The sequence below is a fragment of the Paenarthrobacter sp. NPDC092416 genome (assembly GCF_044755025.1).
Classification (GTDB): Bacteria; Actinomycetota; Actinomycetes; order Actinomycetales; family Micrococcaceae; genus Arthrobacter.
This window is the reverse complement of the sequence record NZ_JBIVQG010000001.1, coordinates 516,278-542,653: the sequence shown is the minus strand read 5'-3', so window position 1 is coordinate 542,653 and position 26,376 is coordinate 516,278. Positions and strand designations below refer to the sequence as shown.

The following is a 26,376-nucleotide window of genomic DNA, read 5'->3' as shown; positions in this document are numbered from 1 at the left end:
TTGGTGTGGTTGGGGCGGGTCTACAAGGCGTCACTGAGCTGCAGGGGATCGTCCCAGGCGTCAAAGTCCAGCTCCATTTCGGCTTCGCTCAACTGGCATCCGTCCAGGAGTTCCCTGATTTCATCGGCGTCAACATCTTCCGCCCGCCCAGTGACAGCCAGTACCGTTCCGCGGTCACCGAAGGTGGGGTGCCAGTCCAGGGCGGCGTCGACGTCGACCCCTGCCTCGTCTCGGATACCCGAGGCGCCGGCGTCGGCCAGCCACGTTCCGGTACTTTCCAGCCAGACGCGCGGACCGATTCCTTGGACAGCAATGCGGGTCTTCGCTGCCGAAGCGATCCACAGCCGCCCGCGAAGCCAATGCGATCCGGCGGCGAGCCTCGGAAGCGCTTCACGGAATCGGCCCGGATGCAGCGGCCGGCCGGCCTTGTGCAGCACGGTGCGAAACGATCCTGGCGCGTCATCCAGCGGCACCCGGACGACGCCGGGCCGCGTACGGGCCGCCGCTTCGGCGCCGTCGAAACAGCCGGAACGGAATCCGCCCTCGGCCCCAATGGCGGCGGCATGCGGAGCCAACTGCCCCAAGAGCTGGACACCCTGTTGCCACACTTCAGATCCAGCGCGGGGATCCCCGGACAGTTCGGCACCCAGGCCCGGGTGAAGCATCACGGTATCCACGTGCCCAAATTCGCCGATCAGGAACTCGCCGCTGGTGCGGTCATCCTGGGGCATGGACGTGAACCCGGATTCGAACAACGTGTGGCGATCCCAGATGTGGTCATCAAGATCCACGGGGTCCAAGGCCAGCACCGCGTTGTCGATCACCGCGGGCCGGCTGAGCCCGCGACGAAGTTCCGCGACGGCCATACCGGCAGCTACGCCTGGCGGCAGGCCCAGGACGATGTGGTCGAACCCGCATGCGGCGAGTCGTTCCGCCGTCGGTACGACGTCCAGTCGAACCGTACAGCTGAGGCAACCGTGCTCAAGCACGGTAGTTTCCCGCTCGAAGAGCTGGCCGTCCCGGTAGACCCGGCGCAAAACCAGGGAACCATCCAGTAGGTCATGAAGGACCACTACGGAATTGTTATGGGTTCGCCCAAGCCTGGAAGTGGCGGCTTCGCGACATTGACTGTCCAAAGAGCTGATGACGGAAAGGTGCATTCCCAAAGTTTAGTTGCAAATCATTCTCATTAGCAACTGAAGGAACTTGGCGGATCTCAATGGCCGCGCAATCACTGTTGGCTGGGGCTGCATTAGACTTGAGCCGTCCGCTGACGGCCCCGCAGCGGGGCATCCTGTCCGGCCAACAACAAAATGAGGGGACTACGTGCAGATTGAGTTTGCGCCATCCAGGCAATCGACACTGGGTGTGGAATGGGAGTTGGCGCTCGTCAATGCACGGACAGGGGAACTGGTCTCCGTCGCGAACGATGTCCTGAAGGGCGTCGCGGCGAACCACCCCGACCTCAACGAGGACGACGAACACCCGCACATCAAGCGCGAACTCCTCCTCAACACCGTTGAGCTCGTTACCGGAATCTGTGAGACGGTCAACGACGCCAAAGAAGACCTGAGCCGGTCCCTCGCAGCCGTTCGTGAAGTCACCGACGGCATGGGCGTGGAGGTCTTCTGCGCCGGCAGCCACCCGTTCAGCCCTCCCCTGCTGCAGCCGGTCACCGACAAGGAGCGATACGCCAAGCTGATCGAGCGCACCCAATGGTGGGGCCGCCAGATGGTGATCTATGGCGTGCACGTCCACGTGGGCATCGACCGCCGGGACAAGGTCCTGCCCATTCTGGACGGACTCGTCAATTACTTCCCGCACTTCCAGGCGTTGTCAGCCTCCAGCCCGTTCTGGGCAGGCGAGGAAACCGGCTACGCGTCCCAGCGCGCGCTCATGTTCCAGCAACTCCCGACGGCGGGACTCCCCTTTCAGTTCGAAACCTGGGAAGGGTACGAGTCCTACGTCCAGGACATGTTTACCACTGGAGTAATCGACGCCGTCTCGGAAATCCGTTGGGACATCCGGCCGGTTGCCGCCCTGGGCACCATTGAGATGCGCATCTGCGATGGCCTGGCCACGCTTGAGGAAGTTGGCGCCATAGCTGCGCTGACCCAGTGCTTGGTGGATGAGTTCTCCTCCATCCTCGACGCCGGAGGCACCATCCCCACCATGCCGCCATGGCATGTCCAGGAAAACAAGTGGCGGGCGGCTCGCTACGGCATGGAAGCCATCATCATCCTGGATGCAGAAGGCAACGAACAGCTCGTCACCGAACACCTCGCCGGGACGATCACCCGTTTGGAACCCGTGGCAGCCAAGCTGGGCTGCTCGAAAGAGCTCGCCGACGTCCTCAAGATCATTGAGCGCGGAGCCAGCTACCAGCGCCAACGTCGCGTCGCAGCGGAGCACAACGGCGATTTGCAGGCCGTGGTGATGGACCTCGTGCAGCAAATGCGCAAGGGCCCCGAAGCCTAATCTGCCAGGGTCCGTCGCGGCTTAAGCCGGGACCGAAACCGTGGTGACCGGCATGGATGAATCCGGCGCGAAGGACACTCCGCTGGGCCCGATTCCGGCCATGATCAGTTGCGAGCCGAGGGCTGCCACCATGGCACCGTTGTCCGTGCAGAGGTCCAGCGGGGGAACGTGCAAACGAATGCCGGCAGACGTGCAGCGCTGACCGGTCAGTTCGCGGAGCCTCGAGTTGGCAGCAACGCCGCCTCCTAGAAGCACATCCTTGATCCCGTTCTCCTTGCAGGCCAGGACGGCCTTGGAACTGATGACGTCCACCACTGCTTCCTGGAAAGCTGCAGCGATGTCCGCCACGGGCACTTCTTCGCCCCGGGCTTCGAACTGCTCCACGCAGCGCGCTACGGCCGTCTTCAGGCCGCTGAAAGACCAGTCGTAACGGTGCGGGCCTGGCTGTTCCGCCGTTCCCATGTATTTGGGTTGCGTGAGACCGCGCGGGAACCGGATGGACTTCGGGTTGCCCGTGCGGGCCAGCTTGTCGATGGCAGGGCCGCCCGGGTAGCCGAGTCCAAGAATCCTGGCCACTTTGTCGTAGGCCTCGCCCGCGGCGTCGTCGATGGTTGAGCCCAGCAGCTCGACGTCGTCCGTGATGCTCCGGATCCGCAGGATCTCGGTATGTCCCCCTGAGACCAGAAGTGCACCGAGGTTCTCCGGGAGGGCTCCGGCACCCAAGCCGGCGGCAGCACCGGCGTCGGGCGTTCCACCCGAAGCGGGTCTTCCGTCCGAAGCGGGTCTTCCGTCCGATGTGGGCCTTCCGTCCAGCAGTCCGACGCCGACGTGCGCCACCAAGTGATTGATCGCATAGAGCGGCTTCCCCGTGGCGACAGCCAGTGCCTTGGCGGCGCAGACGCCAACCATCAGAGCACCCGCAAGCCCGGGTCCTGAGGTGACAGCGATCGCGTCGATCTCGTCCAGGGTGACCCCGGCTTCGTGCAGAGACTCCTGGAGCGTCGGCACAAAGGCGTCCAAGTGGGCCCGTGATGCGATCTCCGGAATAACGCCGCCGAAACGGACGTGTTCGTCCATGGACGAGGACACCGTGTTGGTCAGCAGCGTGGTCCCGCGGACAATGCCCACACCGGTCTCGTCGCAGGACGACTCGATGCCGAGCACCAATGGCTGCTTCGGCAGTGCTGGTTGGGGGCCGCTCACGCCGTGTCTCCTTGCTGGGATTGAGGATCGTTGAGTGGGAGTCTCATGATCAAGGCGTCCGTGCCGTCGCGGTAGTAGCGGGGACGGATGTGGATCTGTTCGAAGCCGAAGCGCAGGTAGAGCTGCTGCGCGCGGGGGTTGTCAGCCCGCACTTCCAGCAGGACGTCAGCCGCGCGGCGGCGCCGGGCCTCGTCGATCAACTCGGCGAGAATCGCCGAACCGATTCCCTTTCCTTCGAATTCAGGGACGACGGCGATCGTCTGGACGTCCGCGATCGGCTCAATGCACATCAGGCCCGCGTACGCCACGATCTCCCCTGCAACCTCTGCCACAACGTAGCGGCGGGTGTCGGTCTGGGCGATTTCATCAAAGAACATCTGCAGCGGCCAGGCATCCACGGGAAACAGTCGGCGCTCGAGTACTTCAACGGCCGGGACGTCGGTGACGCTCATGTCACGCAGCGAAACGCCGGCGAGTTCGAGTTGTGGGGAAAGCTTCACAGTGCACGCTTCCTCGGGCCGGGTACCTGGGCATCCGATTCCCGCAAATACAGGGGTGTTGAGTCAAGGAGCTCCTGGCCGGCCGTGAGCCTGGCAAGGGCGAACTGGCCAAGCGATGCCGCGTCCGGTTGGGTCTGAGCGAACCCGGCGTCAGCACGAAGGACGTCCGCATAGATCCCGGCGCCAGCCCCGAAGGCCGGAAGGTCAGGAAGGTCAGCAGCAAAACCTACATGCGGGCCGTCAACGAGCTCCGGCAGCTGCCCCTCGGCCAAGGTGTAGCGAGCCCAGTAAACCTCTTTGCGTCGGGCATCCGTGGCAACCAGGAACTCCGGCACGGCGGACGTGGACTCGGCGACTTCGAGTGCGATCGCGTCCAGGCTCATGAGGCCGTGGAGGGGTTTGTTCCAGACGAAAGCCAAGGTCCTCGCCGTGGCAATTCCTGAGCGGAGGCCGGTGAACGGACCGGGTCCCACGCCGGTGACGATCGCGTCAATATCGGATCCGGAGACTCCGGCGTCGGCCAGCAGTTTTTCGATCCCCGGAGCGAGTACCTCGGCGTGGCTGCGGGTGTCTTCGGTGGCAAACGAGTCCACCACGCCTTCCATCGCAACATCGGAAATCAGCGCGGCGCTTGCCACGGCCGAGGTGTCAATGGCCAGGATCAGCATCAGGCCCGTCCTTCAGGGAAAGTAGTCTTCAAAACCTCGGGTGCCTGGATCCAACGCGGGCCGAACCCGCGGAAAACAATGGTGCGGGGTTCGTCGTCGTCATCGGTATCGAAATCCAGAACGGCAGATTCGGCGCTGTCTGCGGGCGCGGCTGGGCCACCTACGGATGCTGGGCCACCCACCGAGGCTGGGCCACCCACCGACCTGTGAAGGTCCACCTCCAGCCGGCTGTCTGAAAGGTGCTCCACACGGTCACGGCCCCACTCCACCACGGTCACGGCGCTGTCCATGGTGTTTTCGAGGTCGATGTCGTCGATCTCGGCCGCCGATTCCAAGCGGTATGCATCCACATGGACCAGATCCGGGCCGCCGGGGCGCGGGCCTTCCGGAAGGTTGGGGTGGATCCGGACCAGGACGAACGTTGGCGAAATGATGCCGGAACGGACGCCCAGGCCCTCCCCCAAACCCTGCGTGAAGGTTGTCTTGCCGGCGCCCAACTCTCCGGTCAGGATCAACAGGTCACCGGCCTCAAGCACCCCGCCCAAAGCAGCTGCGAGCGCATGGGTCTGCTCCGCCGTCGAGACCTTCAGCGAGTATTCCCATACCGGTTCGCTCACTTTGCGGCCGTTCCGGCGGCTGCGTTGGCGTGCGCGGGGATCGGAGCCTCGTTGACGTAGCTCCGGGGCACGCGCCCGCTGATCCGCGTCACGATTTCGTAGTTGTTGGTGCCGGCTACAGCGGCCCAGTCATCTGCAGTGGGGCCGCCGTCGCTTCCGTCGCCGAACATGACCGCCTCGGCTCCCTTGAATTCAGCGGCGGCCTCGGGCGTGAGCTCGCCAAGGTCGATCACCATCTGGTCCATCGCGATCCGCCCGACCACCGGATAATTGACGCCTTTGACTCGAACAGGTCCGCCTGTGCCGATGCGCGGCACGCCGTCCGCGTAGCCGAGCGGAACGAGGCCCAGTGTGCTCTGGCTGCTGGTCCGGTAGTTGAGCCCATAGGAAACGCCCTGCCCTTCCGGGACCTGCTTGCAGTTGGACAGCAGCGTGCGGACAGTCATGGCCGGGTGCAGGCCCAGCTCGGCGGACGTAGCACCTTCAAACGGGGAAAGTCCGTAGATCCCCAGGCCAACGCGGACCAGGTCAAAGTGGGAATCCGGCCGGGACAAAGCCGCGGGGGTGTTGGCGATGTGCCGGACCTCGGTGTCCACGCCGGCGTCCTCTGCCATGGCGATGGCCTCACGGAATACTGCCAGCTGGTCATCAGTTTCCGGCCGGTGCGGCTCGTCGGCGACCGCCAAATGCGAGAAGATCCCGACGACGCGCAGCAGGCCCTCATCCTGGTATTCCATGGCTTGGCCCACCAGTTGGTCCCAGTCGGCGATCGTGCAGCCGTTGCGGCCCAGCCCGGTATCCACCTTCAAGTGCACACGTGCGGGCCGTTCTTGCTCGCGGGCTGCCACCACCACGGCGTCGAGCTCCCAGCCTGAAATGCCGACGTCGACGCCGGCGGCCACTGCCGCTGCGAAGTTGCTTTCGCGGGTGTGCAGCCAGGCAAGAAGCGGCGCGTCGATGCCCGCTGCACGCAAGCCGAGTGCCTCGGAAATGTGCGCGACCCCGAGCCAGGCCGCTCCGGCGTCGAGGGCTGCCCGCGCCACCTGCACGGCCCCGTGGCCGTAGGCGTCAGCCTTAACTACGGCCATAACGGCGGCGGGCGAAGCAATACCGACGAACTGACGGACGTTGTGCCGGACCGCCTCCAAGTCGATCACCGCGGAACGTTCCAACACCGCTGACTTTGCTACGGAGGCCTCGGCCCCGGTCCCGGCGTGTGCAGTTGCTTCGTAAGTCACCCTAGAGATTCTAGTGCTGTCGGTGAAGTGGGGTTAACTGCGGCCGCGCCCAAGCCCTGGCTTGCCCGCCTGCGGGGCGCTTACTGCGCATCCGACAGATGTGCGATCGTCGCCCGGGCCCTTCTCTGGGCTTCCGCAGGAATGTCCTTCACGATTGGTTCCAGGAAAGCGAAGCGCCTCAACCACTGGCTCGATTGGCGTTCTTTCCGCGCATTCGCCCGCTGCCACCAGTCTGCAATGTCGCCCCAGCCAGGCGCCGCCAGCGAACCGCCCACTTGCTGGACCGCCAGCGAGGCGCAGAGGTTCGCGAACCGCAGCCGGTCGCCAAGCCGCCAGCCGGCCAGGCACCCCACAATGAACGCTGCTCCGAAGCAGTCGCCGGCACCTGTCGGATCGTAAGCGGCTACAGGCAGCGACGGCACCCATTCCTCTTCGCCGGTTTCCGCGTCAACAGCCATGGCGCCTTGGGCCCCGAGGGTTACGACGGCCACCGGCACGCGGTCCGCCAAGGAATACAGGGCAGCCCACGGATCGGTTTTGCCGGTGAAGGCCATGGCCTCGGGCGCATTGGGCAGGAACGCGTGGAAATGTTCCAGTTGATCGAGGCGGCGCGCCGACCATTCTCCGCTGGGGTCCCAGCCAACCACGCCGAACAACTTGGTCCCTGCGTCCTTGGCGGACAGCATCCACGGTTCGAGTTCCTCGCCGAGGTCGGCGACGGCGGCGAGCGCCTTGGGTGGCTGGCCGATCAATTCTGAGGCGCTGACCGGAGCCGGGTGTCCATGGGTGACCATTGACCGGTCCTGGTTGACGCACATGGACACCGTCACTGGAGAGTGCCAGCCCGGCACGCGCCGGGACAGCGAGAGGTCGACGTGTTCCTGGCTTTCCAGAATCTGCCAGTTGTAGTCGCCGTAGCCGTCGTCGCCAAAGGTGGCCGCCAGGTTGGTCCGCAGCCCAAGCCGGGCCGCGGCTATGGCTTGGTTGGCAACGCCTCCGGGGCAACTGCCCATGCCTTCGCTCCACACCTCCGTCCCCGGTTCCGGCGAGTGCGGGAGGCCTGTGAAGATGATGTCCTGGAACACTGTTCCGGCCAAGAGAAGGTCGCACTGTTGTTCGCCATCAGTGCGCACGGCAGCCAATGGATCAAAGCGTCGCTGGGGCATCGCATCCATGCTCCGCAGACTACGCTGCACTTGCAACGGCTGCATAGACTCAGAACATGCGGCTCATGATCGCCGGCGGCGGCGGATTCCGGGTTCCCCTTGTCTACCGGGCTTTATGCGCGGGCTCTTTCGCGGGGCTGGTGCACGAACTCGTGTTGTACGACGTCGACGCCACGCGGCTTGCCGCCATTGAGGCTGTACTCCGCGACATGCCGGTCGCGGAAGGTTCCCGGCCCGCCGTCGTGATTTCCACTGACCTGGACCAGGCGCTGACCGGTACCGATGTGGTCTTCGCCGCAATCCGCCCCGGCGGGACGGCCGGGCGCGTCGCCGACGAACGTGTTGCCTTGGAACTCGGCCTGCTGGGCCAGGAGACCACCGGCGCCGGCGGGATCTCCTATGCGCTCCGCTCAATTCCGCGCATGGTGGAACTCGCCGAAGCAATGCGAACCCAATGCCCGGACGCATGGCTCATCAATTTCACCAACCCCGCTGGAATGGTCACTGAAGCTCTGGTGCCCGTACTGGGCAATCGGGTCATCGGCATCTGCGATTCGGCGGGTGGCCTGGTCCAGCGTGCAGCGCGTGCGGCCGGCTCGCCGTTGCCGGAAGGAAAGCTCGACGGCGTGGGCTACTTTGGCCTGAACCATCTCGGATGGCTCTACAGGTTGGCTCCTGCGGGTCGGAATCTCCTCCCCGGTCTGCTGTCCGATGAAGGAGCCTTGAGAACTTTTGAGGAGGGGCGCCTGTTCGGCCGATCCTTGCTGGAACGGTTGGGGTGCCTGCCCAACGAGTACCTGTATTACTACTACCAAACGGCACACGCCACGGAGGCCATCCGTCGGCAAAGCGAAACGCGCGGCACGGCCATTCATCAGCAGCAGAGCTCGCTGTACCCATCCCTTGTTCAGGCCCCTGACGCCTATGCCAGCTGGGACGCTGCCCGGCGTTCGCGCGAGGAAGGGTACTTGGCGGAAGCCCGGGGGCACGGTGATGAGCGCGATGAGGACGATCTCGCGGGAGGCGGTTATGAGCGGGTGGCCCTTGCCGTGATGCGGGCTCTCGCGGGCGGTGGTGAGGCGCAGCTCATTCTCAATGTTCCGAACGCCCAGGTGGTCTCCTCTGACCGGAACGACGCGAACGTGGCAGTGCCCGGATTGCCGGCAGACGCCGTCGTCGAGGTTCCTTGTGTGGTGACGCCCGACGGCGCGTTGCCACTTGCGCAGGATCCGCCAGGCGGGCAGTTCCTCACCCTCATGGCACACGTCAAGGAGGTGGAACGACTCACGATCCGGGCCGTGCGGGACGGCGAGCGCGAAGCCGCAATCCAGGCATTCGCCCGGCACCCGTTAGTGGGTTCACCAACGCTCGGCCGGCAACTCCTGGAAGGGTATGAGGCCGCGTTCCCCGAACTGCGACGGCTGTGGGGATAGGTTCCTAGAGCTTCTGGTACATCACGTGCAGACCCACGTAACCAATCTCGGGGTGATTGAACGCCTCCGGAACCGTAGCCAGGATCCGGAAGCCCATGGACTGCCACAGCCATACGGCCCGGACGTTGCTTTCCACTACCGCGTTGAACTGCATGGAGTGGAAGCCGGCTTCCTTGGCAGCCCGCAACGAGTACGCGCACAAGGCCCGGGCGACGCCCTGGCCTGAGTAGTTCGCGCCCACCATGTAACCCGCGTTGGCCACATGGCTGCCGCCACCTCCTTGGTTGGCATGGAACTCTCCGGTGCCCAGGATCTGGTCGCCCGCCCCCGGGCGAACTGCCACGAAAGTCTGTCCCGGGGCGCCCTTGACCCACTTGGCGCGGGCTTCGTCCTCGGTGGTATCGCGATCCCAGGTGAAGGTCTCCCCCTCTCGGATGACGGGTTCCAGGATGGACCAGATGCCAGGCCAGTCCTCGGCAGTTGCTGGGCGGATGTCGACAGTGTTTTCTTGGCTCACAGCGGCCACGCTAGCAGCGTTATCCACATAGCAAGGTTGGGACAATGCTGTGTTGGCTTGCAGGAGTAGTGTTTTCTGCAGGGCAAAGCTGGTTTTGTCTCGAAACTTCAGGAGGAAATGGGTGACCTTGATCCGTCGTGTGGCATTCCTGTCGCTGCACACCTCCCCCATGGAACAGCCTGGCGCCGGTGATGCCGGCGGCATGAACGTCTACGTGCGCGCGCTGGCCATGGCCCTTGCGGAGTCGGGCGTGGAGGTAGAGATCTTCACGCGTTCCACCCAGGCCAACGAGCCCGCCGTCGAGCATCCCGGTCCCGGCGTTTGCGTGCATAACGTCATGGCGGGTCCCCGGCGGAAGCTCCCCAAGGAAGAACTCCCCGGACTCCTGCACCAAATGGTCGAGGAAATCGACAGGATCCGGCAGAGGCAGCCGCACGGCCGCTACGACGCCATCCATTCCCACTACTGGGTATCAGGTGTCGCTGGTCTGGAACTCTCGGAGTTATGGGGCGTCCCGCTGGTACACACCATGCACACGATGGCAAAGGTCAAGAACCTTGTCCTGGAATCCGGCGAGCTCCCCGAACCACGTCGCCGGGAGGAAGGCGAGCAACGGATCGTGGACGGGGCTGCCCGGTTGGTGGCCAACACCCCTGCCGAAGCCCAAGAACTCATTTCGCATTATGGCGCAGACAGCGACCGCATCGACGTAGCACCGCCGGGTGTGGATCTCAACGTCTTCACTCCCGCGTTCCGCCGCAAGTCACGGTCCCGGCTTGGAGTCCGGCCTGACAGCTTCCACATCCTTTTCGCTGGGCGCATCCAACGGCTCAAAGGTCCGCAGATCTTCGTTGAGGCCGCAGGACTTCTCCGGAAGCGAAGGCCGGACATCGATCTGGAAATGACCATCCTCGGATCGCTGAGTGGGGCCAAGGACTTCAACCTTCAGCACTTCATCGAGGACGCAGGACTTAACGACGTCGTTACGCACCGACCGCCAGTAATCGCCCAGGAGCTGGCCGGCTGGTTCCGTTCTGCCGATGTGGTGGTCATGCCGTCCTTCAGCGAATCCTTCGGACTCGTGGCCCTGGAGGCCCAAGCCTGCGGGACCCCGGTAGTAGCCACCAATGTTGGCGGCCTTTCCCGTGCCATCGCTGACGGTCGGACAGGGATGCTGGTGGACGGCCACGACCCTTCCGACTGGGCGGACGCCCTGGAGGATCTTTACGACGACGTCCAAACACGCGAGGATATGGGCCGGTCAGCGGCAGTGCACGCCGAAGCGTTCGGCTGGCAACGCACCGCCGCGCTCACGTTGGACAGCTATCGGGCCGCTGCGGAGGGCCTGCTGGTACCCCGGGCACCGTCGCTTAGCCGGTGACACTCGCATCCTCAGCCGCCATCGAATCCATGGCTGGTAGATTGGCCCGCACAACGATCCACACGTAAATGCTCCACCCGAGCCAAAGGACAACGATGTCTGGAAACAAGGTCCTGAGCGATCTTGAAATAGCCCACAAGGCCACCATTCTGCCCATCGAAGAGATCGCCGAACGGGCAGGTATCAACACCGAATCCCTGGAGTTGTACGGGCCTTACAAGGCAAAGATCAATCCCGGCAAGCTTCAACTGACTGCGGGCAAACGAGCCGGAAAAGTCGTTCTAGTGTCCGCGATGTCCCCCACGCCTGCAGGTGAAGGCAAGTCCACCACCACCGTGGGTTTAGCTGACTCTCTGGCCCGCGCGGGTCACAAGGTGATGATCGCCCTGCGCGAGCCTTCACTGGGACCCATCCTCGGAATGAAGGGCGGAGCCACTGGCGGCGGCTATTCCCAAGTCCTGCCGATGGACGACATCAACTTGCACTTCACCGGCGATTTCCACGCCGTCACGTCCGCCAACAACGCCCTCATGGCTCTCGTCGACAACCACATCTTCCAAGGAAATGACCTCGGAATAGACCCACGCCGCATGACGTTCAAACGCGTGCTGGACATGAACGATCGGTCCCTCCGGGAGATCGTCATCGGCTTGGGCGGTCCGGCACAGGGCGTGCCGCGACAGGACGGATTCGACATCACGGTGGCCTCCGAGATCATGGCCGTCTTCTGCCTTGCAACGGACTTGGACGACCTCCGCTCGCGGTTGGGCCGCATCACTTTCGGCTACACGTTCGACCGTGCTCCAGTCACTGTTGCCGACCTTGGCGTGGAAGGTGCACTCACCATGCTGCTCAAGGACGCGATCAAACCCAACCTTGTGCAAACCATCGCCGGAACACCCGCACTGGTTCACGGCGGTCCGTTCGCGAACATCGCGCACGGCTGCAATTCGTTGATCGCGACTACCACAGCCCAGCAGCTCGCCGACATCGTCGTCACCGAGGCAGGATTCGGTGCTGACCTCGGTGCCGAAAAGTACATGGACATCAAGGCGCGCATCGCAGACGTGGCGCCGTCCGCCGTCGTTATTGTTGCCACCATCCGGGCACTCAAGATGCAAGGTGGAGTGCCCAAGGATCGGCTTACGGAGCCCGACGTCGATGCCCTCGCCGCCGGGGTCGCCAACCTCAAACGACACGTAGGAAACGTTGGCAAGTTCGGCATCACTCCCGTTGTCGCCATCAACAAGTTCGGCACGGACACTGCCGAGGAACTTGATTGGTTGTTGGCCTGGTGCGCGGCGGAAGGTGTGGAAGCAGCGGTCGCTGATGTCTGGGGCCGCGGAGGCGGCGGAGATGGGGGCGACGAGCTCGCGGCCAAGGTGGCTGCCGCCGTGCAAGCACCATCCACCTTCCGTCACCTGTATCCCTTGGACCTGTCTATTGAGGACAAGATCCGAACCATCGCTCAGGAAATCTACGGTGCTGACGGCGTGGAGTTCTCCGTCCCGGCACGCAGGCGCTTGGCTGACATCGAGAAGAACGGCTGGTCCGATTTTCCCGTCTGCATGGCAAAGACGCAGTATTCATTCACCGACGACGCCAGCAAACTTGGAGCTCCCAAAGGATTCACGGTGCACGTGCGGGAGCTCATCCCAAAGACCGGAGCCGGATTCATCGTTGCCCTGACCGGGGCCGTCATGACCATGCCAGGTTTGCCCAAAGAACCCGCCGCCATGCGCATGGACGTCGACGCCGAAGGCCAGCCAACGGGACTCTTCTGACCCTCCCTCACGTCCCTACCGCTTATGGCTATCCCTCACCCACATCCCAACCGCTTCCGGCCAACCCTCACCCACATCCCAACCGCTTCCGGCCAACCCTCACCCACATGTCAAAAGAAAGCCCGACGTCGGCACCCCGGTTGGGCGTCGACGTCGGGCTTCAATGGTGAGGTGTCAGCGCGCCGCCGCGGCGCCTGGTCTCTTCAAAGCGGCGCGCCAAACCCAACGGGGAATGTGCGAATAACGGTGGATCCGGGGGCTGGCCTGACATGCCGGGCTTTGCCTGGCGGGAGGACTGATCATGAGCGAGACCATCGGTCCCATGGCGACTGAGGTGGCGCAGCTGCTCTGTCCCAGGCCCAGACGATCCGAAGTCCGCAGGACGTGAGAGAGGGACGCCAAAAAAGGCCGCAGGACGTGAGAGACGGCCGCCGAAAAAGCCGCAGGACGTGAAAGAGGGCGGGCACGAAAAAACGGGCGCTCCCCCAACGAATTGGGAGAACGCCCGTCAATCAAGCCCTAACGGGCGAAGGTTTAGCGCTCGATGTCGCCGCGGATGAAAGCCTCAACCTTGTCACGGGCGAGGTCGTCGTTGAACTGCTCCGGCGGGGACTTCATGAAGTAGCTGGAAGCGGAGAGCAGCGGGCCGCCAATGCCGCGGTCCAGGCCGATCTTTGCTGCGCGGATTGCGTCGATGATCACGCCGGCGGAGTTCGGTGAGTCCCAGACCTCGAGCTTGTATTCGAGGGACACCGGGGCGTCGCCGAAGTTGCGGCCTTCAAGGCGGACGAAGGCCCATTTGCGGTCGTCGAGCCAGGCCACGTAGTCGGACGGTCCGATGTGGACGTCGTCCGCGTGCAGCTCGGCCTCAACGTTGGAGGTCACAGCCTGGGTCTTGGAGATCTTCTTGGACTCAAGCCGGTCGCGCTCAAGCATGTTCTTGAAGTCCATGTTGCCGCCAACGTTGAGCTGGTACGTGCGGTCCAGCGTAACGCCGCGGTCTTCGAACAACTTGGCCATGACACGGTGCGTGATGGTGGCACCGATCTGGCTCTTGATGTCGTCGCCCACGATCGGAACACCGGCTTCGGTGAACTTGTCAGCCCACTCTTTGGTGCCTGCGATGAAGACGGGCAGTGCGTTGACGAAGGCAACACCGGCGTCGATAGCGCACTGGGCGTAGAACTTTGCAGCTTGGTCCGAACCGACGGGCAGGTAGCACACCATGACGTCGGCCTTGGCTTCACGCAGCGCCGCGACGATGTCCACAGCTTCCTCGGGAGCTTCGGCGATGGTCTCGCGGTAGTACTTGCCCAGGCCGTCAAGCGTGTGGCCGCGCTGGACCGTTACGCCGGTGGAAGGGACGTCGGCGATCTTAATGGTGTTGTTTTCGCTCGCGCCGATGGCGTCGGCCAGGTCCAGTCCAACCTTCTTGCTATCGACATCGAAAGCAGCAACGAACTGGACGTCGTTGACGTGGTACTGGCCGAACTCGACGTGCATCAGACCCGGGATCGTGGCCTTGGGGTCAGCGTCACGATAGTACTGAACACCTTGGACCAGCGATGCGGCGCAGTTACCTACGCCGACAATGGCAACACGAATCGGATGTGAAGACACGGAACTCCTTTTGAGAACTAAACCTCAGGTGCCAGGCGCGCCGCTGACTGAGTTCAGGGCACGACTGATTGGCACGGCGCCAGTTGGCGCACACTTGCATTGTAGCCAACACAGCAAGGGCCGGCTTTGTTCCCGGCCGGCCCTTGCTGTTTTATGTCAAAACCTGTGTGGCTACTTCTGTGCCCACAGGTTGATGTCTGATTCGACGGCAAATTCGTCGATCGCCGTCAGTTCTTCCGTGGTGAACTTCAGGTTGTTGATGGCGCTGAGGGTGTCCTCGAGCTGGGCCACACTGGATGCCCCGACGAGTGCTGACGTTACCGGGGAGCCCTTCGGCTGGTCCCGCAGGATCCAGGCGATCGCCATCTGGGCCAGCGTCTGGCCACGGCCCTCTGCGATGGCGTTAAGGCCGCGTACGCGATCCAACTTCTCGTCGGTCAGCGCGGATTCGGACAGGAAGCGTTCCTTGGCGGCGCGGGAATCGGACGGTACGCCGTTGAGGTAGCGGCTGGTGAGCATCCCTTGGGCCAGCGGCGAGAAAGCGATGGAGCCGGCACCCACCTGGTCCAGTGCCTCATAAAGGTTTGGCGAACCGTTCTCGGTCCAGCGGTTCAGCATGGAGTAACTGGGCTGGTGAATGAGCAACGGCGTGCCGAGTTCCTTCAGGATTCGGGCTGCTTCAATGGTTTGCTCCGGTGTGTACGAGGAGATGCCTGCATACAGTGCCTTGCCGGAACGAACCGCGTAGTCCAGAGCCCCCATGGTTTCCTCGAGAGGAGTCTCCGGGTCAGGGCGGTGGCTGTAGAAGATGTCCACGTAGTCCAGGCCCATGCGCTCAAGCGACTGGTCCAGGCTGGAGATCATGTACTTGCGGGATCCCCACTCGCCGTACGGGCCGGGCCACATGTAGTAGCCAGCCTTCGTGGAGATCACGAGTTCATCGCGGTAGGGCTTGAAGTCATCCTTCAGGTGTCGGCCGAAGTTCGTCTCGGCTGACCCGTCCGGCGGACCGTAGTTGTTGGCGAGGTCGAAGTGGTTGACGCCCAAATCGAAGGCACGGCGCAGGATGGCGCGCTGTTCATCGAACCGCTTATCGTCGCCAAAGTTGTGCCAGAGGCCCAGCGAGATAGCAGGAAGTTTGAGTCCGCTGCGTCCGACGCGGCGGTAGGGCATGGTTTCGTAGCGGTTTTCCGCAGCCGAATAAGTCATACGTTCTATCCTGCCACCGCACCGGGACATGCGTCGGAGCTGTCCGCAATGTGGGCGCCGTCACCTGACCTCATCGCTCGCCTCGCTGACACGCACGACGGCGGCGCTCCCGCCAGGGAGCGAAAGTGTTCCGTCTTCCAGGGCTGCTTCGCTGTCGGTTGCCAGCAACACAGACCCGGTCAATGGTGTTGCCAGTGCCTCATCGCCGAAGTTGCACACCACTCTGACCTCGCCGCGCGTCATCTGTATCCAGTGCTCATCTTCGTCGTATTCCACTGCGGTGTAGCCAAAACCGCCGTCGACCAGCTCGGGCGTTTGCCGGCGCAGCTGTGCTAAATCCCGGTAGAGCTTGAGTAACTGGGCGTGCTCACCCATGGTCGCTTCGTTCCAGTCCAACTTGGATCGTTGGAAAGTCTCGGGATCCTGAGGATCGGGTACCACTGCGGGGTCCCATCCCATGCGTTCGAATTCCTTGATCCGTCCCTTGGCTGTTGCCTCACCCAGTTCCGGCTCAGGATGCGACGTGAAGAACTGCCATGGTGTGGAGGCCCCGAATTCCTCTCCCATGAACAGCATGGGAGTGAAAGGGGACGTCATGGTCAGAACCGCGCCTATTGCCAATTTCCCGTAGGAAAGCGAGGCTGTTAGCCGGTCGCCCGTGGCACGATTACCGATTTGGTCGTGGTTTTGCAGGCAGACTACCAAGGCGGAGGGATGCGCAAGGTCACGGCGGATTGGCCTGCCGTGGTGGCGTCCGCGGAAGCTTGAGTAGCTTCCGTCGTGGAGGAAGCCGTGTTCGAGGACCTTCGCCAGGACCGCGAGTGATTCGAAGTCCGAGTAGTACCCGGTGGTTTCCCCACTGAGATTTACGTGGAGGGCGTGATGGAAGTCATCGCTCCACTGGCCTGCCAGGCCGTAGCCGTTGTCCTTGCGCGGGTAGATAAGCCGTGGGTTGTTCAGGTCCGATTCCGCGATCAGGGTCTTGGGGACCCCGGTCTCGGCTTCGAGCCGATCGGCCATGGAGCCCAGGTCCTCAAGGATGTGCACGGCGCGATCGTCGCGGAGTGCATGTACGGCATCAAGCCGGAGCCCGTCCACGTGGTAGTCCCGAAGCCACATGGTGGCATTCTCCAGGATGTACCTCCGGACCTCGTCCGAGCCAGGCCCATCCAGATTCACGGAATCGCCCCACGTGTTTCCCTCGCCGGATTTCAGGTACGGGCCAAACTTCGGCAGGTAGTTTCCGCTCGGTCCCAGATGGTTGTACACGACATCCTGGATGACGCCCAAGCCCGCCGCGTGGGCCGCATCGACAAAGCGCTGGTAAGCGGAGGGGCCGCCATAGGGTTCGTGCACCGCGTACCAAAGCACACCGTCATAGCCCCAGTTGTGCACGCCGTTGAAGCCGTTGACCGGGAGAAGTTCGATGAAATCCGCACCGAGATCCACCAGGTAGTCGAGCTTGCCCGCTGCAGCATCCAGAGTTCCTTCAGGGGTGAAGGTTCCCACGTGGAGTTCATAAATAACAGCGCCGCGGAGGACACGGCCACGCCAATCCCCGTCCGTCCACTCATGGGCTCCGGCGTCGAACGTGGCGGACAAGCCGTGGACTCCTTCAGGCTGCCGCCTCGACCGCGGATCCGGGAACGGCCCCTCTCCATCAATCGTGTAGCCATAGGCAACACCGACGTCCGCTGGCTGTGCTGCGACGTCACTGGGCGCCCTCCACCAACCGGTGGCTCCGCCGTCGTGCAGGTGTTCCATGGCGTATTCATGGCCGCCAGCGAGCAGCCGGACCGAACCGGCGTTCGGTGCCCAGACATCAAAACGGACAGTTCCTGCGGCGTGTTCCAGCATCATGCTCCTGTGGTCGGGTTGTGGTGCAGGCAGAGATCAGTCGATGGGGACCAGCAAAGCCACTGGATAGTGGTCCAGCAGTCTCGCAACGGGAACCAAACCGGCGCTGTATGTTGCCCCAGTCAGCTCGTCGCGGCAGCTCGCGGACAGATCAAGGACTGTGTCCCGCCAACCACCGTCACGGGCGAGTCGTTTCGGAAGGCGCGTGGCAACGGTCAGAACACCCGGTCCCTCAGACCCACGATCGAACGCAACTACATGATCTGCTGCCTGTCCGCGAGCGAGCACAGGCCGGTAGCCGCCGAACAACCAGGGACTGTCCCGGCGAAGCCTAAGGGCTCTGGAAACCACCAAGAGCTTCGCGGATTCTTCGGTGAACCCAGGCCTCGCGCCACGGTCCAGCTCTGCGAGCGCGGCAATCCGGGCTTGGAAGTCCACCGGCCTCCGGTTGTCCGGATCAGTCAGCGAGCCATCTCTGAACTCGGTCCCCTGGTAGACGTCCGGGACACCAGGCATGGTGAGCTGGATGAGCTTCGCGGACAGCGAGTTGGAGGTTCCATGAGGCTCCAGCTCCTCCACGAAATTTTCGAGCGCAGCCGTCACCTCGGCTTGATCGAAAACGGCGTCGACGGCGGCAGCCAGGTGTTTCTCGAAGTCACCGTCGGGGTCGGTCCAGTTGGTGGAATTGCCTGCCTCGCGAGCGGCCTTGAGGGCAAAGTACTGGAGCCGCTCCCGGTTGGCGGGCCAGGCACCGGCGATGGCTTGCCAGACCAAGGCGGCCAAAGGACCGTCCGGAATGGGGGCAAGCTGCTGAACTGTCCCCAGGAACAACTCCCATTCCGGCACGGCCTCGGCAATGACGGAGATCCTCGCGCGGGTATCCTCGCTGCGCTTGGTGTCGTGAGTGGTCAGCGTTGTCATGGAAAACGGCAGGGCCTCTTGCCGGCGGGCCATACGCCGATGGAATTCGGCTGGAGACAGTGCGACTTCCGTGGGATCGGCACCTACCTCCGTGAGTGTCCCGAGCCGGGTGTAGCGGAAGAACGCGGTGTCCTCCACACCCTTTGCCATGACCATGCCGGACGTCTGCTGAAAGCGCCGGGCAAGTTCGGCGTCGGCGTTCAGGAGAAGCGGGCGAAGGCTGCCAAGGACGGGTTCCAGGTCCGGACGCGACTGCGCGGCACGTTCGATCGCTTCCAGCAATATTTCTTCGCCGTGCGGAAGGTACGTCCGATAGACGGGGAACCAGCAGATGACCTCGGCAAGAGCGTCGGCTACTTCCGCGCGGGGCAGTTCTGGTGATTCCGGGACCAATCTGGACAGTCGCAGGATTTCCGAACGCAGGATTCCATCCGCTATCCGGCGTTTGGTGCCGTGGATCATCGCGGCGTAATCGGCGGGGCTTTCGGAGTCGCGCAACCGTGCATCCAGAGAATCCAGATACTCCTCGGCGGCCGGGTCAACGAAAAGACGGTCGACGTCGGCGAGGGCGTCGTATCCGGTGGTTCCCTCGCAGTCGAAAGTGTCTGGCAGCTTCTCGCCAGGTTCCAGGATCTTTTCGACCAGGAGATACGCACCACCGGTGGCTTCGCGAAGCCTCGCCAAGTAGCCCGCAGGGTCTGCTAATCCGTCGGGATGGTCAATCCGGAGACCGTCCACCAAGCCCTCGCTGAACCAACGCTTGATCTCCACATGGGCCTCGCCAAAGACCCACGGAACTTCGACGCGCACCCCGGCAAGAGTGTTGACAGCGAAGAACCGGCGGTAATTCAGTTCAGCGTCGGCACGCCGCCACCCCACCAGCTCGTAGTGCTGACGGGAATGGACGTCCTGCGGGCTGTCTCCATCAGTGTGGCTGCCCTCAGCCAGCGGGAACCGGTGGTCATAGTAGTGCAATTCATCGTCGACGATCGTGAGTTCGCTGACGTCGTCCTCACTGCCCAGGACAGGGATGCGGATCTTGCCGCCGGCGAAGTCCCAATCGACGTCGAAGGCTTCGGCGTACTTTGACGAACGGCCCTCCTTAAGGAGCTGCCACCACCACCGGTTCTGCGGCGGAGAGGCAACACCCACATGGTTGGGGACAATGTCCGCGAGGATTCCGAGGCCTTGCTCCCGCGCTGCCTTGGACAAGGCGGCCAGTCCTTCGGAACCCCCACGCGAGCGGTCCACCGACGATGGATCAGTGACGTCATATCCATGGGCGGACCCTTCCTCCGCCGTCAGAATCGGGGACAAATAGATCCAGTCAACGCCTAGTGAGTGCAGGTATCCCGTCAGCTCAGCTGCGTCCTGGAGGGTGAAGTCAGGCCGGATCTGGAAACGGTAGGTGGAGACCGGCGTCCTCATGAGCCTGCCTTCTTGGACGCCCGCCGCTTCCTCACGGGCTTCGCCTCTTCAGCCGGGGCGGCCTGCGGTGCTTCCACTGGCTGATCCTGCTGCTGCTCCTGCTGAACCTCTTGGGCCTTGCGGGGCTCCTGGACCTCATGCGAAGGCGAAGAGGTCACGGCGGGCGACGTGAGGGACGCCGTCTCGGGAGTGGACGTCTGAGTCAACGCCGCAAGGGAAGCGGCAACCGAGTGGTCCGGCTCGGTCTCCGGGCTGGAATGCGCCCGCAGAACCACAAGGGACTTAGCGGCCACCATGAGGACCTGGTCCGCCTTGACGAGTGCGGCATCCGCGCCCTCGCCTGCGGTGTCGATCATGACATCCCATGCAGGCGCGTATTCGTCGGACGGCACCCTGAAACCAACCTCGTCCTCGTCCGCATTGAAGTACAGCAGGAAGTTGACGTCGGTAATCCGCCGGCCTTGGTTATCGCGGCCCCGGATACCATCGCCGTTCAGGAAAACGCCCACGGAGCGGCCAAACGCGCTGTCCCAGTCCGACGGCGTCATGGTGCTGGCGTCGACGTCCAGCCAGACGATGTCCGGCAGGCGCTCACCCTCACCACGCAGGACGGGACGCCCGTCAAAGAAGCGGCTGCGGCGCAAACTGGGATGCTTCGCCCGTAGCGCGCTCACCGCGGCGGTGAACTCCACCAAGGGTTGATCCAGCTTGTCCCAATTGATCCAGGTAAGTTCCGAATCCTGGCAATATCCGTTGTTGTTGCCGTTCTGGGTCCTGCCAAGCTCGTCACCGTGCAGGAGCATGGGGACACCTTGGGACAGGAAGAGCGAGGCGATGAAGTTGCGCTGTTGACGTGCCCTCAGGCCCAGGACCTTGGGATCGTCAGTGGGCCCTTCGGCCCCGCAGTTCCAGGACCTGTTGTGCGATTCGCCGTCATTGTTGTCTTCACCGTTGGCGTCGTTGTGTTTCTCGTTGTACGAGACAAGGTCAGCAAGCGTGAAGCCATCATGCGCGGTGACGAAGTTAATGGAGGCAACCGGGCGTCGGCCAGAGTGCTCGTACAGGTCCGCCGAACCCGTAAGGCGGTACGCGAACTCGCCCAGAGTGGAGGGTTCGCCGCGCCAGAAGTCCCGGACCGTGTCGCGGTATTGGCCGTTCCATTCCGTCCATTGAGGTGGGAAGTTGCCCACTTGGTAGCCGCCGGGACCGACGTCCCACGGTTCGGCGATCAGCTTGACCTGGGACACCACGGGATCCTGCTGAATGAGTTCGAAGAACGAGGAGAGTTTATCGACGTCGTAGAACTCGCGGGCCAAGGTGGACGCGAGGTCGAAGCGGAACCCGTCAACGTGCATTTCGGTCACCCAGTACCGCAAGGAGTCCATGAGCAACTGCAGCGAATGAGGGCTCCGGACATTCAACGAATTACCCGTGCCCGTGTAATCCATGTAGTACTTGAGATCGTTGTCCACCAGCCGGTAGTAAGCGGAATTGTCGATGCCCTTGAAAGACAGCGTGGGCCCCAGATGGTTGCCTTCGGCGGTGTGGTTGTACACGACGTCCAGGATGACCTCGATCCCGGCGTTGTGCAGCGAACGCACCATGGCCTTGAAGTCCTGGACCTGCTGCCCGGTATCACCCTTGGAGCTGTAGCTGTTGTGCGGTGCGAAGAAGCCGATGGTGTTGTAGCCCCAGTAATTATTAAGTCCGCGGTCCTGCAGGATGCCATCATTGGTGAACTGATGCACAGGCATGAGCTCGATGGCCGTGACGCCGAGCTTTTGCAAGTGCGAAATCACCGCGGGGTGGGCAACGCCGGCGTACGTACCCCGTTGCTCTTCGGGAACCTCGGGGTGCATCTGCGTGAGGCCTTTGACGTGTGCCTCATAGATCACCGACTTGTGGTACGGAATACGGAGGAGTTTGTCGCCGTCCCAATCGAAGAACGGATTAATGACGACACCCAGCATCATGTGCGGTGCGGAATCGGCGTCATTCCGGGAATCCGGATCGCCCATGTTGTAGGAAAAGAGCGCCGGGTCCCAGTCGATTTGCCGGTGGATGGCCTTGGCGTAGGGGTCCAGCAGCAGCTTGTTGGCGTTGAAGCGTTGGCCGGCATCCGGCTCGTACGGGCCGTGCACGCGGTAGCCGTACTTTTGTCCCGGTTGAACTTGGGGAAGATAGCAGTGCCACACGTAGCCGTCTACCTCGTGGACGTCCACGCGGACTTCGCCGCCGTCGTCGTCGAAGAGGCATAGTTCCACTTTGTCGGCCTTTTCGCTGAACAACGCGAAGTTGGTTCCGGTGCCATCAAAAGTGGCTCCCAGCGGATAGGCCGATCCAGGCCAGACTTCCATGCGTTCTCCTCTTGTGATGCGGATAACTTGCTGCAAGCCTACTCATGACCTCCGACATCAACGCGAAATGTTGCCGCCTATCGGGGTCTCATTCCGCGCTGAGCGAACCAATGACGCGCGGTACCGCCGCCATGATCGCGGACGCTGTAATGGGTCCGCCGCTGACCTCCGCGGACGCTGAGGTTCCCGCGCGTCCGTGCACACTGGCTGCGGCCGCCGCCACAGCAGCCCACCGATCGGCGGGGTCAAGGCCCAACGTTGCGAAAGCGCCGTCGTCGTCCCTGATTGACTCGGAACACTGCGCCAGAAGCGCGCCGAGGATCCCGGCCAGAACGTCGCCGCTGCCTGCAGTCGCCATCCAAGGCGTGCCTTCGGACTGGCTGAAAACAGCGCCCGACGGCGACGCCACCAGTGTTGTGGCGCCCTTCAGCAACACTGTGGCGCCGGTCTGTTCCGCGGCCTGCCGTACGAAGTGCAGTGGCCGGGACTCGACATCATCCCGCGTCACGGCGACCTCGCCCGTGGATGGAAGTGAATCGAGAAGTGTGGCGAGTTCTCCTGCATGCGGCGTCAGGATCCAGTGCGGTGGACACCGTTCAGGCAGGAGGCTCAGTGCCCCGGCGTCGAGAACCACAGGCAGGTCCGCTGACAGTGCAGACTCAAAGGCTGTCCGGACCCGAGTGAGTTGCTCGTCGCCATCCACACCCGGCCCAAGCAGCCAGGCCTGGACCCGGCCGGGGCTCTCCGCCTCCCATAGTGCCTCCGGGGTCCGCGCCAGGACCTGCCGCGCGGCGGTCTCGGGGCCCACGTATCGGACCATGCCGGCACCGGCAACGGCCGCGGCGTGCACGCTCAGCACAGCCGCCCCGGCGAAGCGGGAGGACCCAGCCACCACTCCCAGCACACCACGGGAGTACTTGTGGGCACGGCGTACCGGCGATGGAAGGATGGCGCGCAGATCCGAAGCGATGAGACGGCGTAGTTCAGGATGCTGCAGGAAGTCTTCAATACCGATTGGAACTACGTGGATCCGCCCCGAACAGCCCTCACCGGGATCGGTCATTAATCCGGCTTTGATGCCACCGAACGTCACGGTGACGTGCGCGTCCAGCACCGGCCAATGGACCTCGCCGGTACTCGCGTCCACGCCGCTGGGCAAGTCGCACGCAATGACACAGCGCGGACGCAGTTCCTGGAGGCACGCCACAAACTCGGCAGCGGCACCCTTCAGGCCGCCTCGCGCCCCCGTGCCAAGAAGGGCGTCGATGATGACGTCGTCGCCCGCACTCAGGACCGCCAACTCTTCAACGTTTCCGGCAGAAAGGTGGGCCACACGCCCGCCTGCGGCAACGAACGCAGCCAGCGCTTCCGGGTGCGTTTCCGCGGCGGCGAGTACCGCCGTCGTGCGCATTCCCCGGCGTGCGAGCATGGCAGCAGCGAACAGTCCGTCGCCGCCGTTGTTGCCTTTACCCGCCAGGACCGTGACGCTGGATCCTGCCAGTCTGCGCCGGGCCTTGACCTCGCCGGCTACTGCTTGGGCCAAGCCATATGCGGCCCGTTGCATAAGAACAGCGCCCCCACCGGAGTCAAGGAGCGGTTGTTCCGCGTCCCTGATCTGTTGTCCGGTGAAGGCGCTGATCATTGTCTAAGGTGGTTCAGGCCTCGGCGATGACAGTCGCCGTGGCGATGCCGCCGTCGTGGCTCATGGAAAGGTGCCACCGCTTGACGCCCTTGGACTCGGCCACGGCAAGGACCGTTCCCTTGACCTGAACGGTGGGGCCATTCGCGTCAAGGCCGATCCAGCAGTCCTGCCAGTTCATCCCGGCAGGAGCGCCCAGGACCTTGGCCACGGCCTCCTTGGCGGCAAAGCGCGCAGCCAGCGAACGCGTGTTGAGTTCCCGCTCGGCAGGAACGAACAAGCGGTCCCGCAAACCCGGCGTGCGTTCCAGCTGCCGCCCGAATCGCTCGATGTCTACAACGTCTACGCCAATGCCAACAATCATGCGGCTATTCTACGGTCACGCTCTTGGCGAGGTTACGCGGCTGATCGACGTCGTAACCCTTCGCGCCGGCCAGTTCAGCAGCAAAGATCTGCAGCGGAACCGTGGTGAGCAGCGGCATCAGCAACGTGGGCGTCTCCGGCACGTAGAAGACGTGCTCGGCGTAATCGCGGACCGACTCGTCGCCTTCCTCGGCAATGACCAGCGTCCGGGCGCCGCGTGCGCGGACTTCCTGGATGTTGCTGACTACCTTGGAGTGCAGCGAGTCGCGGCCACGCGGGGACGGCACGACGACGAAGACCGGCTGGCCGTCGTCGATCAGGGCGATCGGGCCGTGCTTGAGCTCGCCGGCGGCGAAGCCTTCAGCGTGGATGTAGGCGATTTCCTTGAGCTTCAAGGCACCTTCGAGGGCAACCGGGTAACCAACGTGGCGGCCCAGGAACAGCACGGACTTCTCGTCCTTCATGCTGCGGGCGAGCTCGCGCAACGGGCCGGCGTTGTCCAGGATGCTCTGGATCTTGGCCGGGATCTTGTTCAAGTCCGCGAGGACATCCTTGATCTGGCCGGAGAAGATGTTGCCACGCAACTGGGCCAGGTAGAGGCCGAGCAGGTATGCGGCTGTGATCTGGGCAAGGAACGCCTTGGTGGAGGCGACGGCGATTTCCGGACCGGCGTGCGTGTAGAGCACAGCGTCGGATTCACGCGGAATGGTGGAGCCATTGGTGTTGCAGATGGAGATCGTCTTGGCGCCCTGTTCGCGGGCGTAACGGACGGCCATGAGCGTATCCATCGTCTCGCCGGACTGGCTGATGGAGACCACCAGCGTGTTGGCGTCAACGATCGGATCGCGGTAGCGGAACTCGTGTGCGAGCTCCACTTCCGTGGGGATACGGCACCAGTTCTCGATTGCGTACTTGGCCACGAGGCCTGCATAGGCAGCAGTGCCGCAGGCGAGCACGATGATCTTATCGACCTGCTTGAGGAGCTCCGGATCGATGCGGATTTCGTCCAGGGTGAGCTTGCCGTTCAGGTCCGAACGGCCCAGCAGGGTCTGTGCAACAGCATCGGGCTGGTCATGGATTTCCTTCTCCATGAAGGAGCTGAAACCACCCTTTTCGGCAGAAGCCGGGTCCCAGTCAACGTGGTATTCCTTGCCCTCGGCGGGGGCACCGAAGAAGTCGGTGATCTCCACGGAGTCGGCAGTGATGGTGACGATCTGGTCCTGGCCCAGTTCGACAGCGCGGCGCGTGTAGTCGATGAAGCCGGAGACGTCGGAGCCCAGGAAGTTCTCTCCGTCGCCCAGGCCCACCACGAGCGGTGAGTTGCGGCGTGCGGCAACAACGACATCCGGCTGGTCAGCGTGGACGGCGAGGAGCGTGAAGGCGCCTTCGAGGCGCTGGCAGGCAAGGCGCATCGCCTTGGTGAGGTCGCCGCCGTCGCCGTTGAGCTGTGTGCGGAAGATGTCGCCAACCAGGGCGGCCGCAACCTCGGTGTCGGTTTCGGATTCGAACGTCACGCCCTTGGCGAGCAGTTCCTGCTTCAGCTCGGCGAAGTTCTCGATGATGCCGTTGTGGATCAGCGCGAGGCGCCCGCCATCAGAGAGGTGCGGGTGCGCGTTGCGGTCGGTCGGACCGCCGTGCGTGGCCCAACGTGTGTGGCCAATGCCGGTCATGGATTCAGGGACCGGGTTTGCTTCCAGTTCGCTGATCAGGTTGCTCAGTTTGCCGGACTTCTTGCGGGACGAAATGGTCCCGTCCGACACAACTGCGACGCCTGCAGAGTCATAACCGCGGTACTCAAGCCGCCGCAGTCCCTCCACAACGACGTCAAGGGCGCTGTGACCAGCTGCCTTACGAGACGAATTGCCAACATAGCCTACGATTCCACACATGGGTACAAGCCTAACGGCTAGCGCAAACAACTGATGTGGGATATCCCCCCTCCTTGGACATAAAGGGTTGCAGTTGTGGGCAGCATCACTCACAATTCACCCTCCAGT

20 protein-coding genes are annotated in these 26,376 nt (G+C 63.3%); 4 read left to right on the top strand and 16 right to left on the bottom strand.

Going from position 1 to position 26,376, the window contains the following annotated elements; translation table 11 throughout:
* Window positions 1-20: 20 nt before the first annotated feature.
* A complete protein-coding gene (locus ACIQC5_RS02400) occupies window positions 21-1,073 on the bottom strand; it encodes a GTP-binding protein (RefSeq protein ID WP_400278135.1) in 1,053 nt (350 codons plus the stop codon).
* A 253-nt stretch (window positions 1,074-1,326) separates the two neighbouring features.
* On the opposite strand from ACIQC5_RS02400, the gene ACIQC5_RS02395 reads away from it, so the two are divergent.
* Window positions 1,327-2,478, top strand: coding sequence for a glutamate--cysteine ligase (locus ACIQC5_RS02395; RefSeq protein WP_400278134.1), 1,152 nt, complete (start codon window positions 1,327-1,329; stop codon window positions 2,476-2,478).
* Between the two features lie 21 nt (window positions 2,479-2,499).
* Here the strand turns inward: ACIQC5_RS02395 and ACIQC5_RS02390 are convergent, their stop codons facing one another.
* From ACIQC5_RS02390 to ACIQC5_RS02365, 6 genes are all read right to left on the bottom strand, one after another.
* Window positions 2,500-3,681 (bottom strand): tRNA (adenosine(37)-N6)-threonylcarbamoyltransferase complex transferase subunit TsaD, encoded by a 1,182-nt coding sequence (locus ACIQC5_RS02390; RefSeq protein WP_400278133.1) that lies wholly within the window; start codon window positions 3,679-3,681, stop codon window positions 2,500-2,502.
* Complete coding sequence (gene rimI / locus ACIQC5_RS02385; RefSeq protein ID WP_400278132.1) at window positions 3,678-4,181, bottom strand: ribosomal protein S18-alanine N-acetyltransferase; 504 nt, start codon at window positions 4,179-4,181, stop codon at window positions 3,678-3,680. Before rimI ends, ACIQC5_RS02390 begins: the two co-directional genes overlap by 4 nt.
* The gene (gene tsaB / locus ACIQC5_RS02380; protein WP_400278130.1) at window positions 4,178-4,849 is read right to left on the bottom strand and encodes a tRNA (adenosine(37)-N6)-threonylcarbamoyltransferase complex dimerization subunit type 1 TsaB; all 672 of its coding nucleotides are present in this window, start codon (window positions 4,847-4,849) and stop codon (window positions 4,178-4,180) included. The genes rimI and tsaB overlap by 4 nt, the downstream gene beginning before the upstream one ends.
* Window positions 4,849-5,466, bottom strand: a complete 618-nt coding sequence (gene tsaE / locus ACIQC5_RS02375; RefSeq protein WP_400278129.1) for a tRNA (adenosine(37)-N6)-threonylcarbamoyltransferase complex ATPase subunit type 1 TsaE — start codon at window positions 5,464-5,466, stop codon at window positions 4,849-4,851. The genes tsaB and tsaE overlap by 1 nt, the downstream gene beginning before the upstream one ends.
* Complete coding sequence (alr, locus tag ACIQC5_RS02370; RefSeq protein ID WP_400278128.1) at window positions 5,463-6,704, bottom strand: alanine racemase; 1,242 nt, start codon at window positions 6,702-6,704, stop codon at window positions 5,463-5,465. Before alr ends, tsaE begins: the two co-directional genes overlap by 4 nt.
* 80 nt (window positions 6,705-6,784) lie before the next feature.
* Window positions 6,785-7,879: a carbohydrate kinase family protein gene (locus ACIQC5_RS02365; RefSeq protein ID WP_400278127.1), complete on the bottom strand. Its 1,095-nt coding sequence runs from the start codon at window positions 7,877-7,879 to the stop codon at window positions 6,785-6,787.
* Window positions 7,880-7,926: 47 nt separating this feature from the next.
* Between ACIQC5_RS02365 and ACIQC5_RS02360 the strand changes: the two genes are divergently transcribed.
* Window positions 7,927-9,303, top strand: a complete 1,377-nt coding sequence (locus ACIQC5_RS02360) for a 6-phospho-beta-glucosidase (protein ID WP_400278126.1) — start codon at window positions 7,927-7,929, stop codon at window positions 9,301-9,303.
* Between the two features lie 4 nt (window positions 9,304-9,307).
* Here ACIQC5_RS02360 and ACIQC5_RS02355 read toward each other — a convergent pair whose 3' ends face one another.
* A complete protein-coding gene (locus tag ACIQC5_RS02355) occupies window positions 9,308-9,829 on the bottom strand; it encodes a GNAT family N-acetyltransferase (RefSeq protein WP_400278683.1) in 522 nt (173 codons plus the stop codon).
* A 112-nt stretch (window positions 9,830-9,941) separates the two neighbouring features.
* Between ACIQC5_RS02355 and mshA the strand changes: the two genes are divergently transcribed.
* On the top strand, window positions 9,942-11,201 hold the full coding sequence (mshA, locus tag ACIQC5_RS02350; RefSeq protein WP_400278124.1) for a D-inositol-3-phosphate glycosyltransferase: 1,260 nt from the start codon (window positions 9,942-9,944) through the stop codon (window positions 11,199-11,201).
* Between the two features lie 95 nt (window positions 11,202-11,296).
* Window positions 11,297-12,985: a formate--tetrahydrofolate ligase gene (locus tag ACIQC5_RS02345; RefSeq protein WP_400278122.1), complete on the top strand. Its 1,689-nt coding sequence runs from the start codon at window positions 11,297-11,299 to the stop codon at window positions 12,983-12,985.
* 534 nt (window positions 12,986-13,519) lie between these two features.
* On the opposite strand, the gene ACIQC5_RS02340 is transcribed toward ACIQC5_RS02345, so the two are convergent.
* The 8 genes from ACIQC5_RS02340 to glmS form a co-directional block, all read right to left on the bottom strand.
* Window positions 13,520-14,605 (bottom strand): inositol-3-phosphate synthase, encoded by a 1,086-nt coding sequence (locus ACIQC5_RS02340; RefSeq protein ID WP_400278121.1) that lies wholly within the window; start codon window positions 14,603-14,605, stop codon window positions 13,520-13,522.
* 171 nt (window positions 14,606-14,776) lie between these two features.
* The gene (gene mgrA / locus ACIQC5_RS02335) at window positions 14,777-15,814 is read right to left on the bottom strand and encodes an L-glyceraldehyde 3-phosphate reductase (RefSeq protein WP_400278120.1); all 1,038 of its coding nucleotides are present in this window, start codon (window positions 15,812-15,814) and stop codon (window positions 14,777-14,779) included.
* 60 nt (window positions 15,815-15,874) lie between these two features.
* Complete coding sequence (gene treZ / locus ACIQC5_RS02330; protein ID WP_400278682.1) at window positions 15,875-17,671, bottom strand: malto-oligosyltrehalose trehalohydrolase; 1,797 nt, start codon at window positions 17,669-17,671, stop codon at window positions 15,875-15,877.
* A 36-nt stretch (window positions 17,672-17,707) separates the two neighbouring features.
* Window positions 17,708-20,020 carry a malto-oligosyltrehalose synthase gene (gene treY / locus ACIQC5_RS02325; RefSeq protein WP_400278118.1) on the bottom strand — a complete coding sequence of 771 codons (2,313 nt, stop codon included), beginning with the start codon at window positions 20,018-20,020 and terminating at the stop codon, window positions 17,708-17,710.
* A complete protein-coding gene (gene glgX, locus ACIQC5_RS02320; RefSeq protein ID WP_400278117.1) occupies window positions 20,017-22,377 on the bottom strand; it encodes a glycogen debranching protein GlgX in 2,361 nt (786 codons plus the stop codon). The genes treY and glgX overlap by 4 nt, the downstream gene beginning before the upstream one ends.
* A gap of 88 nt (window positions 22,378-22,465) precedes the next feature.
* Window positions 22,466-24,019 (bottom strand): NAD(P)H-hydrate dehydratase, encoded by a 1,554-nt coding sequence (locus ACIQC5_RS02315; protein ID WP_400278116.1) that lies wholly within the window; start codon window positions 24,017-24,019, stop codon window positions 22,466-22,468.
* A 13-nt stretch (window positions 24,020-24,032) separates the two neighbouring features.
* Window positions 24,033-24,380, bottom strand: coding sequence for a holo-ACP synthase (locus tag ACIQC5_RS02310; protein WP_400278115.1), 348 nt, complete (start codon window positions 24,378-24,380; stop codon window positions 24,033-24,035).
* A 4-nt stretch (window positions 24,381-24,384) separates the two neighbouring features.
* On the bottom strand, window positions 24,385-26,268 hold the full coding sequence (glmS, locus tag ACIQC5_RS02305) for a glutamine--fructose-6-phosphate transaminase (isomerizing) (protein WP_400278113.1): 1,884 nt from the start codon (window positions 26,266-26,268) through the stop codon (window positions 24,385-24,387).
* Window positions 26,269-26,376: the final 108 nt, after the last annotated feature.

Bases quoted from the DNA above. Each gene is read 5' to 3' on its own strand.
- tsaB (WP_400278130.1), bottom strand. From the start codon at position 4,849: ATGCTGATCCTGGCCATTGACACCTCGGCCGTGGCAAGCGCCGCGCTG.
- ACIQC5_RS02365 (WP_400278127.1), bottom strand. From the start codon at position 7,879: ATGGATGCGATGCCCCAGCGACGCTTTGATCCATTGGCTGCCGTGCGC.
- ACIQC5_RS02360 (WP_400278126.1), top strand. From the start codon at position 7,927: ATGCGGCTCATGATCGCCGGCGGCGGCGGATTCCGGGTTCCCCTTGTC.
- ACIQC5_RS02345 (WP_400278122.1), top strand. From the start codon at position 11,297: ATGTCTGGAAACAAGGTCCTGAGCGATCTTGAAATAGCCCACAAGGCC.
- mgrA (WP_400278120.1), bottom strand. From the start codon at position 15,814: ATGACTTATTCGGCTGCGGAAAACCGCTACGAAACCATGCCCTACCGC.
- treZ (WP_400278682.1), bottom strand. From the start codon at position 17,671: ATGCTGGAACACGCCGCAGGAACTGTCCGTTTTGATGTCTGGGCACCG.
- treY (WP_400278118.1), bottom strand. From the start codon at position 20,020: ATGAGGACGCCGGTCTCCACCTACCGTTTCCAGATCCGGCCTGACTTC.
- glgX (WP_400278117.1), bottom strand. From the start codon at position 22,377: ATGGAAGTCTGGCCTGGATCGGCCTATCCGCTGGGAGCCACTTTTGAT.
- ACIQC5_RS02315 (WP_400278116.1), bottom strand. From the start codon at position 24,019: ATGATCAGCGCCTTCACCGGACAACAGATCAGGGACGCGGAACAACCG.
- ACIQC5_RS02310 (WP_400278115.1), bottom strand. From the start codon at position 24,380: ATGATTGTTGGCATTGGCGTAGACGTTGTAGACATCGAGCGATTCGGG.
- glmS (WP_400278113.1), bottom strand. From the start codon at position 26,268: ATGTGTGGAATCGTAGGCTATGTTGGCAATTCGTCTCGTAAGGCAGCT.